The 20,313-nt window shown below is 66.3% G+C and carries 7 protein-coding genes; 3 read left to right on the plus strand and 4 right to left on the minus strand.

Going from position 1 to position 20,313, the window contains the following annotated elements; all coding sequences use genetic code 11:
- Positions 1-48 precede the first annotated feature (48 nt).
- The 4 genes from AC1DWQ_RS15670 to AC1DWQ_RS15685 form a co-directional block, all read right to left on the minus strand.
- Entirely contained in the window at positions 49-1,221 is a 1,173-nt protein-coding gene (locus tag AC1DWQ_RS15670) for an ABC transporter substrate-binding protein (protein WP_457281940.1), read from the minus strand.
- Positions 1,222-1,486: 265 nt separating this feature from the next.
- Positions 1,487-2,473 (minus strand): PDR/VanB family oxidoreductase, encoded by a 987-nt coding sequence (locus tag AC1DWQ_RS15675; RefSeq protein ID WP_477670472.1) that lies wholly within the window; start codon positions 2,471-2,473, stop codon positions 1,487-1,489.
- 110 nt (positions 2,474-2,583) lie between these two features.
- Positions 2,584-3,378: a GntR family transcriptional regulator gene (locus AC1DWQ_RS15680; protein WP_477670473.1), complete on the minus strand. Its 795-nt coding sequence runs from the start codon at positions 3,376-3,378 to the stop codon at positions 2,584-2,586.
- A gap of 15 nt (positions 3,379-3,393) precedes the next feature.
- Entirely contained in the window at positions 3,394-4,488 is a 1,095-nt protein-coding gene (locus AC1DWQ_RS15685; RefSeq protein WP_477670474.1) for an aromatic ring-hydroxylating dioxygenase subunit alpha, read from the minus strand.
- Between the two features lie 144 nt (positions 4,489-4,632).
- Between AC1DWQ_RS15685 and AC1DWQ_RS15690 the strand changes: the two genes are divergently transcribed.
- The 3 genes from AC1DWQ_RS15690 to AC1DWQ_RS15700 all read left to right on the plus strand — a co-directional run bounded on the left by AC1DWQ_RS15690 (position 4,633) and on the right by AC1DWQ_RS15700 (position 20,262).
- Positions 4,633-5,748, plus strand: coding sequence for a 5-methyltetrahydropteroyltriglutamate--homocysteine S-methyltransferase (locus AC1DWQ_RS15690; RefSeq protein WP_457281944.1), 1,116 nt, complete (start codon positions 4,633-4,635; stop codon positions 5,746-5,748).
- A gap of 658 nt (positions 5,749-6,406) precedes the next feature.
- On the plus strand, positions 6,407-8,146 hold the full coding sequence (locus AC1DWQ_RS15695; protein ID WP_477670475.1) for a ShlB/FhaC/HecB family hemolysin secretion/activation protein: 1,740 nt from the start codon (positions 6,407-6,409) through the stop codon (positions 8,144-8,146).
- Positions 8,147-8,178: 32 nt separating this feature from the next.
- The gene (locus AC1DWQ_RS15700; RefSeq protein ID WP_477670476.1) at positions 8,179-20,262 is read left to right on the plus strand and encodes a YDG domain-containing protein; all 12,084 of its coding nucleotides are present in this window, start codon (positions 8,179-8,181) and stop codon (positions 20,260-20,262) included.
- Positions 20,263-20,313: the final 51 nt, after the last annotated feature.

The following is a 20,313-nucleotide window of genomic DNA, read 5'->3' on the forward strand; positions in this document are numbered from 1 at the left end:
GTTGCCCCCAGCAGGGGGGGAGGCGCCGCGAAGCGGCGCTTCGGGGGGTTACTTGTTCTTCCCTGGGTCCTTGACGTCCTTGATCACGTCAAACTCCACGTTGTAGAGTTGCCCGTCCTTCTTCTCGACCTTGCGCAGATAGACGTCCTGCACGATGTCGCGCGTCTGTGCGTCGATGAAGATCTTGCCGCGCGGGCTTTCAAAGAGCTGGCCCTTCATGGCTTCGAGCAGCGCGTCGCCGCCACCCTGGCCCTTGCTGGTTTTGAGCGCCTCGTAAATTACCCGCATGCCGTCATAGCCACCCACGGCCATGAAGTTGGGGCGCAGGCCCTTGTTGGCTTTGGCAAACGCTTCCACGAATTTTTTGTTCATGGCCGAGGGGTGCGCCGCCGAATAGTGGTGGGAGGTCACCACGCCGATCGCGCCGTCACCCATGTCGTTGAGCTGGTCGTCGTCCGTCACGTCGCCGGTGGCGATCAGCCGGATGCCGGCCTTGTCCAGGCCGCGTTCGAGAAACTGCTTCATTACCGCGGCGCCCGCGCCCGAGGGCACAAAGACGAAGAGCGCATCGGGCTTGTTGTCTCGCACCTTTTGCAGGAAGGGCGCGAAGTCGGGATTGCGCAGCGGCACGCGTAGCGCGTCGGTCACCTGGCCGCCGTTGAAGGTCAGGCGGTCCTTGAAGAATTTTTCGGCATCAATGCCGGGGCCGTAATCGGACACCAGCGTGACCACCGTCTTGATGCCGTTCTTGGGCGCCCAGTCAGCCAGCGCGACCGAAACCTGCGGCAAGGTGAAGCTGCTGCGCACGATGTAGGGGGAGGCCTGCGTGATGCTGGATGTTGCCGCGGCCATCACCACCATGGGTGTCTTGGACTGCGTCGCAATGGGCGCGGTGGCCAGGGCCGAGGGCGTGATGCCAAAGCCTGCCAGCACGTTGACCTTGTCGTTGACCACCAGCTCCTGCGCCAGGCGGCGTGTGGTGTCCGGCAGCGAGGTGTCGTCCTTCACGATCAGCTGGATTTTCTTGCCCGCCACGCTGTCGCCGTTCTGCGCCATGTAAAGCCGTACGGCCGCCTCGATCTGCCGGCCCGTGGTGGCCTGCTGGCCCGTCATCGGCAGGATCAGGCCGATCTTGAAGGTGTTGTCCTGGGCCAGTGCCGGGGCGGCGGCAAGTGCCGCGGCCGACAGCGCGGCGGCGGTGAGGAAGGTACGTTTTTTCATGCTTGTCTCCTGGGTGGTTTTCAGTTCTTGCTGCTGCGTCAAACGCGGCGGAGTTCAGGTTGCCGGCATCGGGTTGCAAACCGGTGCGAGTCTAGTATGAGTGCGGTATCAGCACAAATGTTCGATATGTGAACACATCGGCCATGACCTCCATGCCCTCCATGGCTTCATTGTGTGGGTTGCCGCTCACGGGGTCACTGCTGATTCGCGGTCGATTGTGCGATCATCGCGCGCATGACCCGGTGATCGCACACAAGTTGTCCCCTCACGCGTCGGGCCGGTAGGAAGAATCCAGCGTCACCGAACCGACCACGCGCGAGACACAGGCGCACAAGCGCGTGTTTTGCTGTTTCTCGTGCTCGCTCAGAAAGACGTCGCGGTGGTCGATCTCGCCGTCCACCGCCAGCACGTCCAGCGTGCACAGGCCGCATTCGCCGCGCTTGCAGTCGGACACCGCTTCCACGCCCGCCTGCTCCAGCGCGTCCAGCAGGCTGCAACCGGCCGGCACGGTGATGTCCAGCGCGTGGCGCGGAATCAGCACCCGGAAAGCCTGCGGCGCATACCGCCCGCTGTTGCCGAAGGTCTCGTAACGCAGGTCAGTCGCTGGCCGGCCCGAGGCCTCCCAGGCATGGCGCGCGGCGTCCAGCATGGGCACCGGACCGCAGACGTACATTTGCGCGCCCGCCGGCAGCGCCGCAATCTCGCCGGCAAAGTCGATGCGCGCGTCGACGGCCACATGAAGCCGTTCGCCCAGGCAAGCCCGCAGTGTTTCGCCGTAAGCCAGTTCAGATTCACTGCGCGTGCCATACAGCATGCGCAGCGGCCGGCCCGACTGCGCACAGCGGGCGGCCAGCACTTCGGCCATGCCGACCAGCGGCGTGATACCTATGCCGCCGGCCACCAGCAGGTAGGCTGGCGCGTTGAAGTCCAGCGGGAAATGGTTGCGTGGGCCGCTCACCTGCAGCCGGTCGCCGGCGGCCAGCTGCCACATCGCGCGCGAACCGCCGCGGCCGTCGTCCAGCCGCTTCACGGCGATGCGATACGTTTGCGCATCGGTCTCGCCAACCAGCGAGTAAGAGCGCAGCTGCGGCTTGCCGTCCACCAGCAGCTGCACCTGCAGGTGGCTGCCGGGTTCGTGGCGCTGCACGGTGGCTGCGTCACCCGTGGGCCGGATGCGAAACTCGCGCACGGTGGGCGTGAGGTCCTCAAAAGATTCAATGACCGCATCGGTCCAGCTGGAGGTGGCTTTCATTCAGTTTTCCGTGATCTCTTCAATTCGAGGGTCGCCGTGGAACCGGCTTTGCCGGGCCACTGGTGGCGCCCCCTGGGGGGAGGCGGCCGCAGGCCGCTTCGGGGGGAACGTCATTTCTTTCTAATTAGACGCACGCCAGGCATCTGGTCCAGGTTGTGGCTGGCCACGGCAGCGCGCAGGTTGCGCTGGGCCAGGCGTGAGTGCTCGCGCATGATCGCTTCGGCGCGCGAGCCTTCGCGCTGCTCAATGGCGTCGAGCACCTGGCGGTGCTGGTCTTGCGCCACAACCAGCATGTCGCGCGCGCCCGGGGAATTGGCCTGCACCACCACGAAACCCGAAGGCGACGCAAAGGGCAGGCTGAACACGCGTTCGAGTTCCTTGGCAATCACGCTGCTGCCAGCCATTTCACCCAGCAGTTCATGAAACCGTTCGTTCAGCGCGACGTAGGAAGAGAAAGCCTCATCGTCCAGCGCAGGCTGGCTGAGCACCGCATCAATCTTGCCCAGGCATTCGCGGGCTTCGTTCAGCACCACGGTGGGTGCGCCTCGCTCGGCGGCCAGCCGCGCCGACAGTCCTTCAATGGTGCCGCGCAGTTCGATCGCTTCGGACACATCGCGTTCGGAAAACGTGCGCACGGCGTAGCCCCCATTGGGCAGCGACTCCAGCAGGCCTTCCTGCTCCAGCCGCATCAATGCCGCGCGGATCGGTGTGCGCGAGAAGCCGAGCTTTTCAACGATGGACAGCTCGGCAATGCGCGCGCCGCCGGGCAACTCGCCGGCCAGGATCATCTCGCGAAGCTGAAGCTGCGCCCGCACCTGGGCACTTTCAAGGCTGTTTTGGCCTGTACCCCTGTCAGAATCTGCGCCGGCAGCTACTGAATTGATAGCATTGATTGTGGTTCGCATAAAAATGACCCCGCCTCAGGCCGCCAGCCGGATAGCGATGACAGGCGCTGGTGGTTTTTCTTTCGCGATCAGTCCGTCTATCAGGCGGCGTGCCCACATCGAGCCGGCATCGATGTTGAGGTTGTAGAACTGGTGGTCCGGGTGTTCGTCGATGGCGATTTGCTGGGCCTCCAGCACATGTTCGTCCTCGCGGAAGATGCCGGCCACGCCCTCGCGCAGCTGGTGCGTCAGGCGCTGCTCACCCAGGCAGTAGTTGCGTGCGAAAGCCCAGAAGTAGTGGCAGCTGCCGTCTGTTTCTGGCGTCACCGTGTTCAGCACAAAACCATTGACGCCCTTGCTGCGGTCGCCCGGCTGGCCGTCCTTGGGTGGCGCGCCTGATCCGGCTTCGGCTACGCCGACGTCGATGTTCACAGTGCAGGGCGCTTCGAATTTGATGATCTGCCAGCGATCCACCTTGCCCCTGTAGCCGCGCGCATGCTCGATCTGCCCGGCCCAGAACGGCGGTGCGTCGATTTTTTCCATCCAGCGCGTGACGGTGGCCGTGCGGTCGCCGTGCGTGGCTACAAAGGGCGCCTCGGCCACGGCGCGCTGGCCGATGCTGGAGCCGTGCACAAAGGTTTCGTGGGTCAGGTCCATCAGGTTGTCGACGACCAGGCGGTAGTCGCACTTCACCGTGATCAGCTTGCCGTCGCCGGCCCAGTCTGCGTCGTCGTTCCAGTGCATGTCGGGCACCAGCGCCGGGTCGGCCTTGGCCGGGTCGCCGGGCCAGATCCAGACAAAGCGGTGCTTTTCCACCACCGGAAACGCGCGCACGCAGGCCGAGGGGTTCAGCGTTTCCTGGCTGGGCATGTGGGTGCAGCGGCCTTGGGCGTTATAGACCAGGCCGTGGTAACCGCAGGTCACCTCGTCGCCGTTCAGCGTGCCCATGGACAGCGGCAGCAGCCGGTGCCAGCAGGCGTCTTCCAGTACGGCGACCTGGCCGTCGGTGCGGCGGAACATCACCACCTTCTGTTTGCAGATCGTGCGCGCCAGCAGCGTGCGGCCCACCTCTACGTCATAAGCGGCGGCATACCAGGCGTTCAGGGGGAAAGTCGATTTCTGGGCATTCATGGATACTTAATGTATACACAAATTGCCAAAATGCCAAGAAAAATAGAGAAATTCAGGGAAAATACGGAGTTTCTGTATCCAATGAGGGGTGATTTTGCTGGAATACCATGGGGGTTTGTGCCTGCAACCGATGGAGACTTTCCCATGACCGCCAAGCTACCCGCCCGTTATGACCATGTCGGCAGCTTTCTGCGCCCGCAGTACCTGCTGGAAGCCCGCGAGCAAAAAGCCAAGGGCCAGATCACGCCCGAACAACTGCGCAAGGTCGAAGACCAGGCCATCACCGAAATCGTGAAGTTCCAGGAAGACGTGGGCCTCAAAAGCATTACCGACGGCGAATTCCGCCGCACTTATTTCCACATCGACTTCCTGGAGCAGATCGGCGGCGTGAAGACCGACATCCCGGTCACCATCCAGCGGCCCGACGGCAGCATGGAACTGGCGCCGCCGGTGATGCGCGTGATTGACAAGGTGCGCCACGTCAAGGACATCCAGCTCGCCGACTTCCAGTACCTGAAAAGCCAGGTCAGTGCGGGCAACACGCCCAAGGTCACCATTCCCTCGCCCACGATGCTGCACTTTCGCGGCGGCCGCGCCGGCATCAGCAAGGAGGCTTATCCCGAACTCGATCCGGCTTTCTACGACGACGTGGCAAAAGCCTATGGCGACGAGTTGCGCAGCCTGGCCGCGGCCGGTTGCACTTATGTGCAGATGGACGACACCAACCTGGCCTACCTGTGCGACGAGAAAATGCGTGAGGCGGCGCGCCAGCGCGGCGACGACCCTAATGAGCTGCCGCACCGCTACGCCAAATTCATCAACAAGGTGGTCGCGCAAAAGCCCGCCGGCATGACGCTGGCCATGCATCTGTGCCGCGGCAACTTCAAGAGCACCCACGCCGCGGCCGGCAACTACGAGCCGGTGGCCGAGGCGCTGCTCAAGGAGATGGACCTGGACGCCTATTTCCTCGAGTACGACGACAGCCGCAGCGGCGATTTCAAGCCCCTGCGCTACCTGCCCAAGGGCAAGACCGTGGTGCTGGGCCTGGTCACCACCAAGTTCGGTGAAATGGAAAGCAAGGACGACCTGAAACGCCGCATTGAAGACGCTGCGAAATACGCACCGCTGGAGCAGCTCGCGCTGTCACCGCAATGCGGCTTCAGCAGCACAGTGCACGGCAACAACATCGCCGTGGAAGCGCAACGCAACAAGCTGCGCCTGGTGGTCGAAACCGCACGCGAGGTATGGGGCACAGCCTGATCTGACCCCCGGGACTGGCGCATGTCGTCCTCCCCTTCTCTTTTCTTTAGCGAGGGGGAGTCCCAACGGACCCCCAGCCCCGGCCTTTTCGAGGCCGCTCAACCGGGCTGCGGCGCTGACTTTTTCGGCTGTGCACTCCCGTCGCAGCCGTCCACGAGGCAAGCCGTTCAACGGGTCGGATGGACCGATTCCATTAATTGCGCTTGGTTGATCATCAAAATGACTCGTCATCCCTGCTGAGCGTGCGCAAGCAGCTCTCAAAAAGATAGCAATCATGGGCCTGAGCCTGCTGCCCGCAGGCTTTTGGCCCAACCTCGCCAGTACTGGCGCTGCCGGCCGGCACAGATCCATGAGTGCCGCCCCCTTCTTTGCCTCCTCTTCTCTCTTCTTATTCCTATTGACCGGCGCTTCTTCATGCGGCCGACGGCCACTTCTGTCTGCCTGCCGGTGGGAATAATGCTCTAACATTTACTTACATTTAACCAAGAACATTGAGCGTGCCCGCTTACTTTCTCAAAATCCTAAAATAATCGTGTAAAAACAAACACTTACCGCGAAAATAAGAGGTTCTTTAGCGGAAAATATTGGACAGCGTAAGGGTAAAGCGCTACAACCAATAAAACATTTTGTTTCATTTGTACATCGAAAGGGTCGCTCCTTGCGCAGTTCAGTCTTTCTGGCATCCAGGCTTTTTGCCTGGGGGGTTCTGGGCGCATGCATCGCCCTGAACGTCCCTGCGCTGGCGCAGGCCCGCGTGGACGTGCGGCCCGATGCCGGTACGCTGCTGGAGCCGCAAGGTTCGTTACCGCTGCTACCCCCGCGTAGCGGCCCACTACCTGAACTGACACCACCCCGGGTTGCGGAGCCAGCGGCGGGAACGGCGCGCATCACGCCAGCGGCGTTCAGTTTCTCCGGCAACAGCGTTTTCTCCAGTGAAGCACTTGCGGCTTTGCTGTCGAGCCGGCTCCACCGGTCCACGGATCTGGCTGGCCTCACAGACGCCGCCAATGCCGTCAGCGCGCTCTACCGGCAGAACGGCTATCTGCTCACGCAGGCGTACCTGCCCGAGCAGGCGTTTCCCGCAGAAGGCGGGACTGTCGCCATCACCATCATCGAAGCGCGGGTCGGCCGCGTCACTGTGCGTGTCGACGGCGCTGGTATCTCAAAGACGTTCGCGGAAGAACTGGTGGGCGGCCAGCTGCGGTCCGGTGACGCCGTTACCGAATACGCACTCGACAAGCCGGTGTTGCTGTTGCGCGACCTGGCGGGGTACGACGCCGGCGCTACGGTCGAGCCTGGAGATCGCCTGGGCCTGGCGGATGTCCTGATCACCGTGCAGGGCAAAGGGCCGCGCGCCGACGGCTCGGTCAGCGTAGACAACCATGGTGCGCGCGCCGCTGGTGCCGCGCGTGTCACGTTAAGTGCCAATCTCAACAACCTGCTGGGGCGCGGTGACGTGCTGGCCTTGAGCACCCAGCAAAGCGACCAGGCTGGTTCGACCTTATACCGTGCCGGCTACACCGTGCCGGTCGGCGCTTACGGCACAAGGGTGGGGGTCAGCGCGGTGCGCCTGGATTACGCGCTGGGCAAGCAGTTCGAGCCGCTGGGGGCCAGCGGCCGGGCCGACATTCTCGGCCTCAGCCTGTCCCACCCCCTGCTGCGCGGGCGCGCCAGCAATTTGTACGGCCTCATCAGTGCAGAGCAAAAAAAGCTCGTTGACGAAACGCGCACACCCGCACTCAAAAGCGAGCGCGACATCGCCGCGCTCAGGCTGGGGCTGGCGGGCAACTTCATCGACGAACTGGCAGGCGGCAGCAGCCTGAACAACTATGCCGTGAACGCCACCTTTGGCCGCCTCACGTTGAATGCGGCCGATCAGGCGCTTGACGATGGCCTCGGCGGCCTGCGCACAGCGGGCGGTTTCAGCAAGCTGAACCTGGAATTCCAGCGCTCCCAGTTTTTTGATGCCGCTTACAGCTTTCACGTCGCGGCACAGGCCCAGCTGGCGTCGAAAAACCTCAGCTCGGCCGAAAAAATGGTTCTGGGCGGGCCCAATGGCGTGCGCGGCTACCCAGTGGGCGAAGGCGTCGGCGACGCCGGTTTCCTGTTGAACCTGGAGTCGCGTTACCAGCTCGCGCCAACGGTTTGGGGTGAGCCTTTGACCCTGCTGGCTTTCTATGACCATGGGCGCATTCGCTTCAACCAGAACGGCCCCACTGTGCCGGGCAATGCCAACACGCTGAGCCTCGGTTCCGCCGGTGTGGGCGCCACGCTGGGCCAGTCCGGCAAATTCCTGGTCAAGACCTACCTGGCCTGGCGCACCACGACGGCGCTGCCGTCCACCGGCGACCCGGACCGTGCGCCGCGCGCCTGGCTGTCGGTCCAAACCTGGTTCTAGCCCGGCCCCACTCCCCGCTCTGCATGCCCATCATGACCGCCCACACTTCTTCCGCCCGCGCCGCCTATAGCCCCTGGTCCGTGCGTACGGTGGTGGTCCGCCTGTCTCGCAAGCTCTCGGCCACCTACCGCATCCGCAGCGACCGCAGGCTGTCGCGCCTGCTTGCGACGCTGCTGGCGGTTGTCTCGCCCTGGGCCACCGCCTTGCCTGAAGGCGCGCAGGTGGTGGGAGGCCAGGCCAGCGTCAGCACGCCGTCGGCCAACGCCATGGTGGTCAACCAGACCAGCGACAAGGCGGTGCTGAACTGGCAAAGCTTCAACATCGGCGTGGGGCAATCGATGCAGTTCGTGCAGCCCGGCGCTTCGTCCGTCGCGCTGAACCGCGTCATCGGCAACGGTGCCTCATCCATCTTCGGCTCGCTGAGCGCCAACGGCCAGGTCTTCCTGATCAACCCGGCGGGTGTGATGTTCGCTCCTGGGGCGCAAGTCAATGTGGGCGGGCTCGTCGCCTCCAGTCTCGACATCGGCAACGGCGACTTCATGGCAGGTCGCTACACCTTCAGCGGCAACGCCTCCGGCCGGGTGGACAACCACGGCAGCATCAACGTCGCGCGCGGCGGTTACGTGCTGCTGGCCGCGCCCCAGGTCAGCAATACCGGTGCCATCACCGCAGACGCTGGTTCGGTTGGCCTGCTGGCAGGCTCCCGCGTGTCGGTCGACACTTCGGGCACAGGCCTGGTGCGTTTCTCGGTGGATGCGGCGGCGGCACAGGCCGCGATCACCAACAGCGGCAGCATCACGGCCACGGGCGGCCGGGTTGCCGTGCTGGCCAGCGCCATGGGCGATGCGATGGCGACCGTCATCAACCAGTCCGGCGTCATCCGCGCCAACTCCGCCGTGGAGCGCAACGGCACGATTGTGCTGAGCGGCGGTGGCACAGGTGTTGTCCAGGTCTCCGGCACACTCGATGCCAGCGGCACCGCACCGGGCCAAAGCGGCGGCACGGTGCAGGTGCTTGGCGACAAGGTGGCGCTGAACACCGGCGCATCCATTGACGTGTCCGGCCCGGCCGGCGGCGGCACCGCGCTGGTGGGCGGCGACTACCAGGGCGGCAATGCGGCCGTCCAGAATGCTTCACGCACTTATGTGGCCGCAGGCGCATCGATACGGGCCGACGCGACAGACAGCGGCAAAGGCGGAAAAGTGGTGGTCTGGGCCGACGGTGACACGCGCCACAGCGGCGCTGTCAGCGCGCGCGGCGGTGCCAACGGCGGCGACGGCGGCTTTGTCGAGGTTTCGGGCAAGCAGCAGCTGGACCTGCGCGGCAGTATCGACGTGGCCGCGCCGGCCGGTACTGGCGGCAGGGTGTTGCTGGACCCGCAGGACATCGACATCAACACCACCATACAGTCCTCACCACCCAACAATGCCGATGGCACGCCCGACGTGGCCCTCTTCGATCCACCGAGCCCGACGGGCACGTACACCATCCAGATCGCCGACATCACCGGCTACAGCGAGCTGTACCTCCAGGCCTCGCGCAACATCACGCTGGCCAGCGCGCTGGCCATGGCGGCGGGTAACAAGGTCCGCTTTGAAGCGGGCAACACGATTGCCCTCAATGCCGCACTAACGGCTTCCGGCGGCGTGAATCTTTCGGCGGCCAATATCACCAGCACTGCGGCCGGTAGCATCACCACCACCGGCGCCGGCAATACCAATGCCGGCAACGTCACCCTCAACGCCACAGGGACTGTCAACCTGCTCGGGGCCATCAACGCCATAGGAGGCACTGCCACCACCGGCAACCCGGGCCGCAGCGGCGGGGCCGTCAGCATCTCGGGCGCCGGTGTCTCCACCGCCGCCATCACCGCCAGCGGTTCCGCCGGGCTGGGGGCTGGACAGGCAGGTGGTACGGGCGGCAGTATCAGCATTACCTCCACCGGCGGCATCTCCAGCACAGGCACCCTCACGGCCAGTGGCGGTGCCGCTGGCACGACGGGCATCGCGGCCGGGGGCAACGCGGGCAGCATCATCCTGGCTAACAGCGGCACCGGTAACGTCGCTGTGAGCGGGTTGACCGCCAGCACCGGCAATGCGGTCACCACCGGCGCTGGCGGCACGGCTGGCAGCATCTCCGTGACCAACAGCGTGGCCAGCGCCAGCCTGGGCGCCGGCAACATCACCACCCAGGGCGGCAACAATGGCGACGGTGGCGCTATCACGCTCAATTCCGCCGGTGCATTGAGCGCGGGCACCGTCACCAGCACCGGCGGCACGGCATTGGCCAACACTGCAGGCCGCAATGCCGGTGCAATCAACATCACGGCGGCCGGCGCCATCACCGCGCTGGGCGCCGTAACGGCCAACGGCACGGCCGGCAACACGGCCGGCAACGGCGGCAACGCGGGCGCAGTCTCCATAGTCGCCGCGGGCGGCATCGCAGGCGCAGCCATGACCGCCAGTGGCGGGGCCGGTGTGGGCGCCAATGCGTCGGGCGGCAATGCAGGAACCATCACGGTTACCAACAGCGGTGCCGGCAACATCACTGCCGCCGCGCTGGCCGCACAGACCGGCACGGCCACGGGCACCGGTACCAGCGGTGCGGCCGGCACCATTTCGGTGACGAATACGGCTGCCGCGGGCAACCTGACGACCGCGGGAGTCACCACGACGGGCGGAGCCAAAGGCGACGGCGGCGCCGTGAACCTGAGTGCGCTGGGAGCTTTGTCCACCGGCGCTGCTGGCACCATCAACACGGCCGGTGGCGTCACGCTGGCAGGCTATGCCGGCCGCAATGCCGGCGCCGTCACACTCTCGGGTGCAAGCGTAAGCACCGGCACGGGCAACATCACCGCCAACGGCACGCCGGGTATAGGCGCTGGCCAAAATGGCGGCAATGGCGCCAATGTGCAAGTCACGGCCACGGGCGCCATCACTGCCGGTGCCATCAATACAACGGGCGGTGCGGGCATTGCCACCCTGGCCAGCGGCGGCAATGCGGGCACGATCACCGTCATCAACAACTCGGCGACGGTGGGCGCCATCTCACTGGGAGGGCTGAGCTCCAGCAGTGGAGCGGCCTTCGGGACCGGCGCTGGCGGCACGGCCGGTGCCGTGCAGGTGACCAACAATGCGGCCGGGCAAGGCCTCACCACGGGGGCCATCACGGCCAACGGCGGCACCAACAGCGCCGGTGCCGATGTCACCCTGAGCTCACAAGGTGCCCTTACCGTCAGCGGGCTGATCACCACCAGCGGCGGCGCGTTGGGTACCGGTATGACCGCAGCAGGCAAGAACGCCGGCAACGTCACGATCACGGGCGTCAACCGCGCCATCACCGGTGCCATCACCGCCAGCGGCGGTGCAGGGATGGGTACCAACCAGGCCGGCGGCAATGCCGGCGTGGTGAGCATCACCGGCAGCGGCAGCCTGGGCACGAACAACATCGCAACACAAACCGGTGCAGCGACGGGTACCGGCGCGGGCGGCACAGCAGGCAGCATCATGTTGGACGGCACGGCAGTGACCACTGGTACCCTGACGACCACGGGCGGCGCCAACGGCAACGGCGGCACTGTCAGCGTCACCTCGACGGCCGGCGTTTTGACGACAGGCGCGATCGTTTCCAGCGGCGGCACAGCCAATGCGGGAACGGCCGGGCGCAATGCCGGAACGGTGACGCTGCAGGCCACGGGTGGTCTGTTGACCGGCGCCACCATGACCGCCAGCGGCACGAACGGCACTCTGACGGGCGACCAGGCCGGCGGCAACGGTGCGGCGATCTCCATTACCGGCAACAGTGGCATCAGCGTCACCAATCTCGCGGCCAGCGGCGGCGCGGGTGTGGGCACCAATGCTGCCGGCGGAAATGCCGGCAGTATCACGGTCAACAACAGCGGCAGCGGAAACATCACCACCGGAACCCTGGCGGCCCAAACCGGCAATGCAATCGGCACGGGCGCAGGGGGCACCGCGGCCAGCGTCGCCGTCACGAATACGGCAGCGGCCGGCAATGTCACGACGGCAGGCATCACCACCACCGGCGGCACCAAAGGCGACGGCGGTGCCGTCACCCTGAGTGCCCTGGGTGCGCTGTCCACTGGTGCTGCAGGCGCGATCAATACGGCCGGCGGCGTCACCTTGGCGGGCAATGCAGGCCGCAATGCCGGCACCGTCACGCTCTCAGGCGCAAGCGTGAGCACCGGTACCGGAAACATCACGGCCAACGGCACGCCAGGCATAGGCGCCGGCCAAAGCGGCGGCAACGGCGCCAATGTGCAAATCACGGCTGCCGCGGGCGGCATCACCGCAGGCGCCATCAACACCACGGGCGGTGCGGGCATTGCCACGCCGGCCAACGGCGGCAGCGCGGGCAGCATCACCGTCATCAACAATTCGGCCACCACCGGCGCCATCTCGCTGGGAGCACTGAGCTCCAACAGCGGGGCTGCTTTCGGCGCCGGCACGGGCGGCACCGCCGGCGCTGTGCAGGTGACCAACAACGCGGCCGGGCAAGCCCTCGCCATCGCAGGGGCTGTGACGGCCAATGGCGGCACCAACAGCGCCGGCGCCGACGTCGTCCTGAGTTCGCAAGGCGCTCTCACGGTCGGCGGAACGATCAACACCAGCGGCGGCGCTATCGGCGCCGGGGTGACCGCCGCAGGAAAAAACGCCGGCAACATCACCCTGAGTGGCGTCAACCGCTCGGTCACGGGCCTGATCACCGCCAGCGGCGGCGCGGGGCTGGGTGCCAACCAGGCGGGTGGCAACGCCGGCGTGGTGAGCATTACCGGCAGCGGCACACTTGGCGCGGCCGGCATCACGTCCCAAACAGGTGCCGCAACAGGAACGGGTGCCGGCGGCAACGCCGGCAGCATCACGTTGACAGGTAGCGCCGTCACAGCCGGCGCGCTGACGACCACAGGCACCGCCAACGGCGACGGCGGCGCCGTCAGTGTCACGTCCACGGCGGGCGTTTTGACAGCCGGTGTCATCAATACCAGCGGTGGCGCGGCCAATGCCGGCACGGCGGGTCGCAACGCAGCGGCGGTCACCTTGCAGGTCACGGGCGGCCTGCTCACCGGCACGACCATTACGGCCAGCGGTACCAATGGCGCGCTGGCAGGCGACCAGGCCGGCGGCAATGGCGCGGCGATTTCCCTTGGCGGCAACAGCGGCATCACGGTGACCAACCTCACAGCCAGTGGCGGCGCAGGCGTGGGTACCAACGCGGCCGGCGGCAATGCCGGCAGCATCACGGTCAACAACAGCGGCAGCGGCAATATCGCCACCGGAACGCTGACGGCGCAAACCGGCAATGCGGTAGGCACAGGTGCAGGCGGCACGGCCGGTAGCGTCAGCGTGGCCAACGCGGCGGCCGGCGGTACCTTGTCCACCGCGGCCATCCTCACCAGCGGTGGTGTCAAGGGCAACGGCGGCAATGTCAATCTGTCGGCGCTGGGTCAGGTGTCCATTGTCAACAACAACATCACCACCAGCGGTGGCACTGCGGTCAGTGGCCTGGCCGGCCGTAATGCCGGTACCGTCACCATCAGCGGCGGCGGCCTCAATATGGGAACGGGCACCATCACGGCCAGCGGTGGCGCGGCAGCTGCCACGTCGAACCAGAAAGGTGGCAGCGGCGCGGCCGTCAGCATCACGACCACCGATGCCGTGACCACGGGCGCGCTCACCGCCAGCGGCGGCACGGGTGGCACCACGAACGGTGACGGTGGTGATGCCGGCAGCATCACGGTGCAGAACAATTCCACATCGGCAGGCGCGATTGCCTTGGGTGGGCTTACGGCACGTACGGGCGCGGCAGTGGGTACAGGTGCCGGCGGCGCGGCCGGCGGCATCAGCGTGACCAACAACGCGGCCGGCGCCAACATCGGAACCGGCGCGATAGACAGCAGCGGCGCGGCAGGCGGCAACGGCGGCTCGGTCGCACTGGCCTCGCAGGGCGGCGTGACGGTTACCGGCACGCTGAACACCAGCGGCACGGCGCTGGCCGGTGGCACCGGCGCTGGCCGCAATGCGGGCAATATTACGGTGACGGGCGTCAACCGCTCGGTCACGGGTCTGGTCAGCGCCAGTGGCAGCGCGGGCCTGGGCACCAACCAGGCCGGCGGCAATGCCGGTGTGGTGAGCATCACGGGCAGCGGTACGCTGGGCACCGCGGCAGTGACGGCCTCAACGGGTGGCGCGACCGGAACGGGCGCCGGCGGTACGGCCGGCAGCATCACGCTGAACGGAACGGCGCTGACAGTCGGTGCGCTTACCACCACGGGTGGCGCCAACGGCAACGGCGGCAACATCAGCGTCACCTCGACGGGCGGTGTTTTGACGACAGGCGCGGTTGTTTCCAGCGGCGGCACCGCCAACGCGGGCACGACGGGACGCAACGCAGGTTCCGTCACGCTGCAGGCCACAGGAGGCCTGCTGACCGGCACCACCGTGACTGCCAGCGGCACGAATGGCACGCTGACGGGTGACCAGGCCGGCGGCAACGGTGCGGCGATTTCCATTAGCGGCAACAACGGCGTCACGGTCACCAATCTCGTGGCGAGCGGCGGCGCAGCGGTCGGCACCAATGCGGCCGGGGGCAATGCCGGCAGCATCACCGTCAACAACAGCGGCAGCGGCAATATCACCACCGGAACGCTGACGGTGCAAACCGGTAACGCGCTGGGCACCGGCGCGGGCGGCACGGCCGGCGGTGTTTCCGTGAGCAACACCGCAGCAGCGGGAACACTCTCCACCGGGGCCGTCACCACCACCGGTGGTGTCAAGGGCAACGGCGGCAACGTCAGCCTTTCTGCTGCCGGCCAGGTGTCGGTGCTCAACAACAACATCACCACCAGCGGCGGCACCACGGTCAGCGGTCTGGCTGGCCGCGATGCCGGCACGGTCACCATCAGCGGCGCCGGCCTTACCATGGGTACCGGCACCATCACCGCCAGCGGCGGCGCGGCAGCGGCCACGTCCAGTCAAAAGGGCGGCAGCGGCGGCGCCGTCAGCATCACCTCCACGGGGGTGGTCACTACCGCAGGCATGACGGCCAGCGGGGGGGCAGGCGGAACCACCAACGGCGACGGCGGCAACGCGGGCAGCATCAGCGTGGCCAACACCGTTGCGGGTGCCGTCACGGTGGGTGCACTGGCTGCGCAAAGCGGCAATGCAGCCGGCACGGGCGCAGGCGGTTCGGCAGGCAGCATTACCCTGAGCAACACGGCTGGCAACCTCACGGCGGGTACGCTGACCACTACGGGCGGCACTTCGGGCCATGGCGGCAATGTCAGCATTAGCGGATCCGGCGGCGCAGTGGCGGTTGGCGCCATAGTCACCAGCGGCGGCACAACTGCCGGCACGGCCAACGGACGCAATGCCGGCACGGTAGACATTTCCGGCGCGGGCGTCACCACGGCGGCCATCACGGCCAACGGCACCAACGGCAGCACCGTCGGCTCGGGCGGCAATGGTGGCGCGGTCACCGTCAATTCCACGGGAGCCATCAGCAGCGCCGGTGCAATCAGCGCTGTTGGCGGCAACGGCGCGGGCGGCAACCAGGCCGGCGGTCAGGGCGCCGCGGTGTCGATGGCTTCCACCGGCGGCAATGTATCGGTCGCCGCCATCACCACCACCGGCGGCAACGGCGGCGCAGGCGTGGCGGCGGGCGGCAACGCAGGCGCCATCACACTCGACGCAGCGGGCGCCACGCCGACCATCACCCTTGCCGGCGGGCTTACGGCGTTGGGTGGCAACCAGGTCGGTGGCGCGGTCTCCGGCGCTGGCGGTGCGATTCGCATCAAGGATGACGCACTGCTCAATACGGCCAGCATCACTGTGGACTCGCGCGGCGGTAATGCCGGCGCGGGTGCCGGCGCCAATATCCAGTTCGACGGAGCGGTCAACAGCCAGGCCTCGGGCCGTACGCTGATCCTGCAGGCGGGCAACGGCGACGTGAGCATTGCCGGCGCCACGGGCGCCAGCCTGGCCCTGTCGGCGCTCACCGTGACCGCCAACGACATCGCCGTGGGCGCCATGGGTGGTGCTTCGGTGGGCGTCACCGGTGCCACTTCCCTGACGGCTACCACCGCCGGCGCCGACACCGGCGACATCAGCCTCAATGGCGCGCTCAACGTCAGTGCGTTGGCCCTGACGGCCGGAAGCGCGCTCACGCAAACCAGCGCCATCAAGGCGACCACCGCCACCCTGGCGGCCGGCCCCGGCAACAACATCACGCTAACCAATGCCGGCAACGATTTCACGGGGGCGGTGGCTGTCACCACGGGCAATAACGTCAGCATCACCGACAGCAATGCGCTGGTGATGGGGACCTCAGTGGTGTCGGGCTCTCTGGCGCTGAATACGGCCGGCGCCATCACACAGACCGGCGCGGTGACGGTCACAGGCGCCACCACGCTGGCCGCCGGCGCGGCCAACGACATCACGCTGGCCAATGCCGCCAACAATTTCTCCAGCGTGGCCGTCACCAGCGGCAACAACGTCTCGCTGCGCGATGCCAATGCCGTGGTGCTGGGCACCTCAGTTGCCAATAGCAGCCTGACAGTGGTGGCCGGCGCGACCATCACCCAGACGGGAGCCATCACCGCGCCCACGCTGGTTGCCAAAACGCTGTCCGCCGGCACGGCGAACATCACATTGAACAATGCCGGCAACGAAGTCGCCACGGTCGATCTGCGTGCCCGCAATGCCACCGACACAGCCAATGCCAATGGCGCAGTCAGCTATCGCGACGCAACCGGCTTCGATGTGGCCGCTGTCAATACCACAGGGGCATTGACGCTGCAATCCGGCGGCAACATCACGCAGTCGGGCGCTGTGACGGCGGCCTCGCTGGCAGTGGCCGGCACGGGTGCAGGCTCGTTGAACCTTGGCACCCAAGCCAACAACATCGCCACCCTCAATGCCATCACGGCGGCGGGCGGCTTCACGCTGAATAACGGCAACAACAGCACAACGGTGGCTGGCAATATCAGCACCGTCAACAACGCTGTCGCCATAGACACCGGCACCGGCGCGTACACGCAGAACAACGTCGACGTGGTTGCCGGCAGCGGGCCCATCACGATCACGGCCGACACGGTCGCCATCGCCGCGAACACCGGCAACAACGCGCTGGCGACCAGTGGCGCATTGACGCTCAAGGCGAAAACCGCGAGCCGCACCATGTCACTGTCGGGCGCTTCGGGCTTTGACCTCACGGCCGCGGAAGTCAGCGCCTTCGCCACGGGTGCCACCGGCCCCATCATCATCGGCGATACGGCCAGCACTGGCGCCATGACCATAGGCGGCGCGGTCGGCCTGGCCGGCAAGACCCTGACGCTCAATGCCGGCTCCATCACCGATGTGGGTGTGCAAACCATCACCGCGCAGAACCTCACCCTCAATGCCAACGGCCAGATCGGCACCGACGCCAGCAACGGCATCGACGTGGCGGCCGGCAACCTGAGTGTCAACACCACCGGTAATGCCAACGCCTTCGTGCGCAGCACGGGCGCCGTCAACCTGGGTGTGGGCAGCACGGCCTCAAACGTCGGCAGCGGCACACTGAACCTGACAGCACTGGGCGCGGTCACCCAGACTGCAGGTACCGGCAACATCACGGCCGGCACGCTGCAGGTCAAAACGCTGGTCAACGCCGGCGGTGGCATCACGCTCAGCAACAGCGGCAACACCAACACCGCCATCAACCTGCAGGCCCGCAATGCCGCAGACTCGGCCAATGCGGCGGGGGCCATCCAGTACAGCAGCGCGGCCGGATTCGACGTGGCGGCCATTGCGACCACCGGCAATGCCACCCTTTCTGCAGGCGGTGCTGTCAGCCAGTCTGGCGCCATCGCGGCCTCGGGACTTGCGCTGACCGGCGCAGCCGGCGCCTACACCCTGGCAAACGCGGGCAATGCCGTCACCACGCTCGCCGCCAGCACCGGCAGCGTGGACTACAGGCAGGCCGGCGCACTGGTTGTGGGCACGGTCGGCGCGATAGCAGGCGTAACGGCTACCGGCGCGGTCAAAATTGAAACCACCGGCGCGGCGTCAAATCTCACGTTGAACAATGCCGTAAATTCTTCCGCCACCGGCGATGCCGTGGTCCTCAAGGCCGGTAGCGCCAATGCGGCCGGCGTCAGCACCGGCGGCCAGCTCATCAACAATGTGGGCGTGGGCGGCATCGTGGCCGCATCCGGCCGCTACCTGGTCTACAGCGGCGACCCCGGCACCACGCTTGAGGGCGTTGCTGGCTACAGCAAGCGCTACAACAGCGACGCCAGCTATGTACCGGCCGGCAGCGCAAATACTTTCCTCTACCGCGTCGCGCCGATCTTGACGGTTACGGCCGACAACAAGACCAAGGTGTATGGCGACACGAACCCCCTGCTGACCGGGGTGGTAAGCGGCCTGATCGACGGTGACACCATCGCCGGCCTGGGCGTGAACTACACCACCACAGCCGTTGACCGGACGGCCGTGGCGGCCGGACCGGTGGCCATCACTGCCGGCGTGGGCACCAACAGCGAAAACTACACCCTGGCCTTGACCAATGGCGCGCTGACCATCACGCCGCGCGCGTTGACGGTCGGCGCCACCGGCCAGAACCGTGTCTATGACGGCGGCGTTGCTGCCACCGTCACGCTGACCGACAACCGCCTCAGCGGCGATGTACTGACCGCCACGAATACCGCCGCGAGCTTTACCGACAAGAACGTCGGCACCGGCAAGACCGTGAACGTCAGCGGCATTGCCCTCACCGGCGCCGATGCGGGCAACTACAGTGCCAACACCACGGCAGCCACCACTGCCAACATCACGCAGCGCGCGCTCACGGTCGGCGCCACCGGCCAGAACCGTGTGTATGACGGCGGAACCGTTGCCACCGTGACGCTTGCCGACAACCGCATCGCGGGTGATGTGCTGACCGCCAGCAATACGGCCGCGAATTTCACCGACAAGAACGCGGGTATCGGCAAGACGGTCAACGTCACCGGAATCGCTCTCACCGGCACTGACGCCGGGAACTACACGGCCAACACCACGGCTGCCACCACGGCCGACATCACGCAGCGCGCTCTCACGGTCAGCGCCACGGGAACCAACAAGGTTTACGACGGCAACATGGCAGCCGGCGTTACCATGGCGGATAACCGCGTCGCCGGTGACGTGCTCACCACCAGCAACACGGCGGCCAGCTTTGGCGACAAGAACGTGGGCACCGGCAAGGCCGTCAGCGTCAGCGGCATCGGCATCACCGGCACCGATGCTGGCAATTACACGTTCAACACGACGACGGCGACCACGGCAAACATCACCCAGCGCGCGCTCACCGTGGGCGCCGCGGCCCAAAACAAGGTGTACGACGGCGGCACTGCCGCAACCGTGACACTGGCCGACAACCGGGTTGCCGGCGATGTACTCGCGGCCAGCAACACGTCGGCAAGCTTTGCCGACAAGAATGCAGGCGTGGGTAAAACCGTCAACGTCGGCGGCATTGCCATCACCGGCACCGATGCGGTCAACTACAGCGTCAACAGCACGGCCGCCACCACGGCCAGCATCACGCCGGCTTCGATTGCGAATGTCAGCGGCATCACCGCCGCGAACAAGGTGCAGGACGGCACCACATCAGCCACGCTGGCGACCGGCGGCGCGGCCTTTGCCGGCCGCATAGGCGCGGACGTGCTGACGGTGGGCGCCGCGACCGGCAACTTCGACACACCCGCCGTCGGCAACGGCAAGCCCGTCAGCATTACCGGTATCACCCTGTCAGGCGCCGACGCGGGCAACTACACCTTGCAGAATACGGCTGCCGTCACGACAGCCAATATCACGCCTGCCCCGGCCAGTACCGCGGAGCGTACCGGTGACGCGCGCATTGTGAACGGTACGGCGCTGCCAGTCCTGGAAGGCGATGAGCGCCGTCAGCAGTCCCTGCGCGCCGCCGGCATCAAGGATGCCGAAGGCGGCGTTGTGGCCGATGTGCCGACTTTCCGCCTGGCAGGGTTCCCTGATCCGCGCAGCGCCGGGTTGGTCCAACTGGACTGCACAGAGCAGGGCCGCGGCCTGAACTGCACTGGAGGCGGTCAGGGCCAGTAAATAACGTAAAAACTTCGTTATCGGCGGGTATCATGTGGCCGACAACCACTC

The sequence above is a fragment of the Polaromonas sp. P2_G11 genome, from assembly GCF_056403595.1.

Bases quoted from the DNA above. Each gene is read 5' to 3' on its own strand.
- AC1DWQ_RS15670 (WP_457281940.1), bottom strand. From the start codon at position 1,221: ATGAAAAAACGTACCTTCCTCACCGCCGCCGCGCTGTCGGCCGCGGCA.
- AC1DWQ_RS15675 (WP_477670472.1), bottom strand. From the start codon at position 2,473: ATGAAAGCCACCTCCAGCTGGACCGATGCGGTCATTGAATCTTTTGAG.
- AC1DWQ_RS15680 (WP_477670473.1), bottom strand. From the start codon at position 3,378: ATGCGAACCACAATCAATGCTATCAATTCAGTAGCTGCCGGCGCAGAT.
- AC1DWQ_RS15685 (WP_477670474.1), bottom strand. From the start codon at position 4,488: ATGAATGCCCAGAAATCGACTTTCCCCCTGAACGCCTGGTATGCCGCC.
- AC1DWQ_RS15690 (WP_457281944.1), top strand. From the start codon at position 4,633: ATGACCGCCAAGCTACCCGCCCGTTATGACCATGTCGGCAGCTTTCTG.
- AC1DWQ_RS15700 (WP_477670476.1), top strand. From the start codon at position 8,179: ATGACCGCCCACACTTCTTCCGCCCGCGCCGCCTATAGCCCCTGGTCC.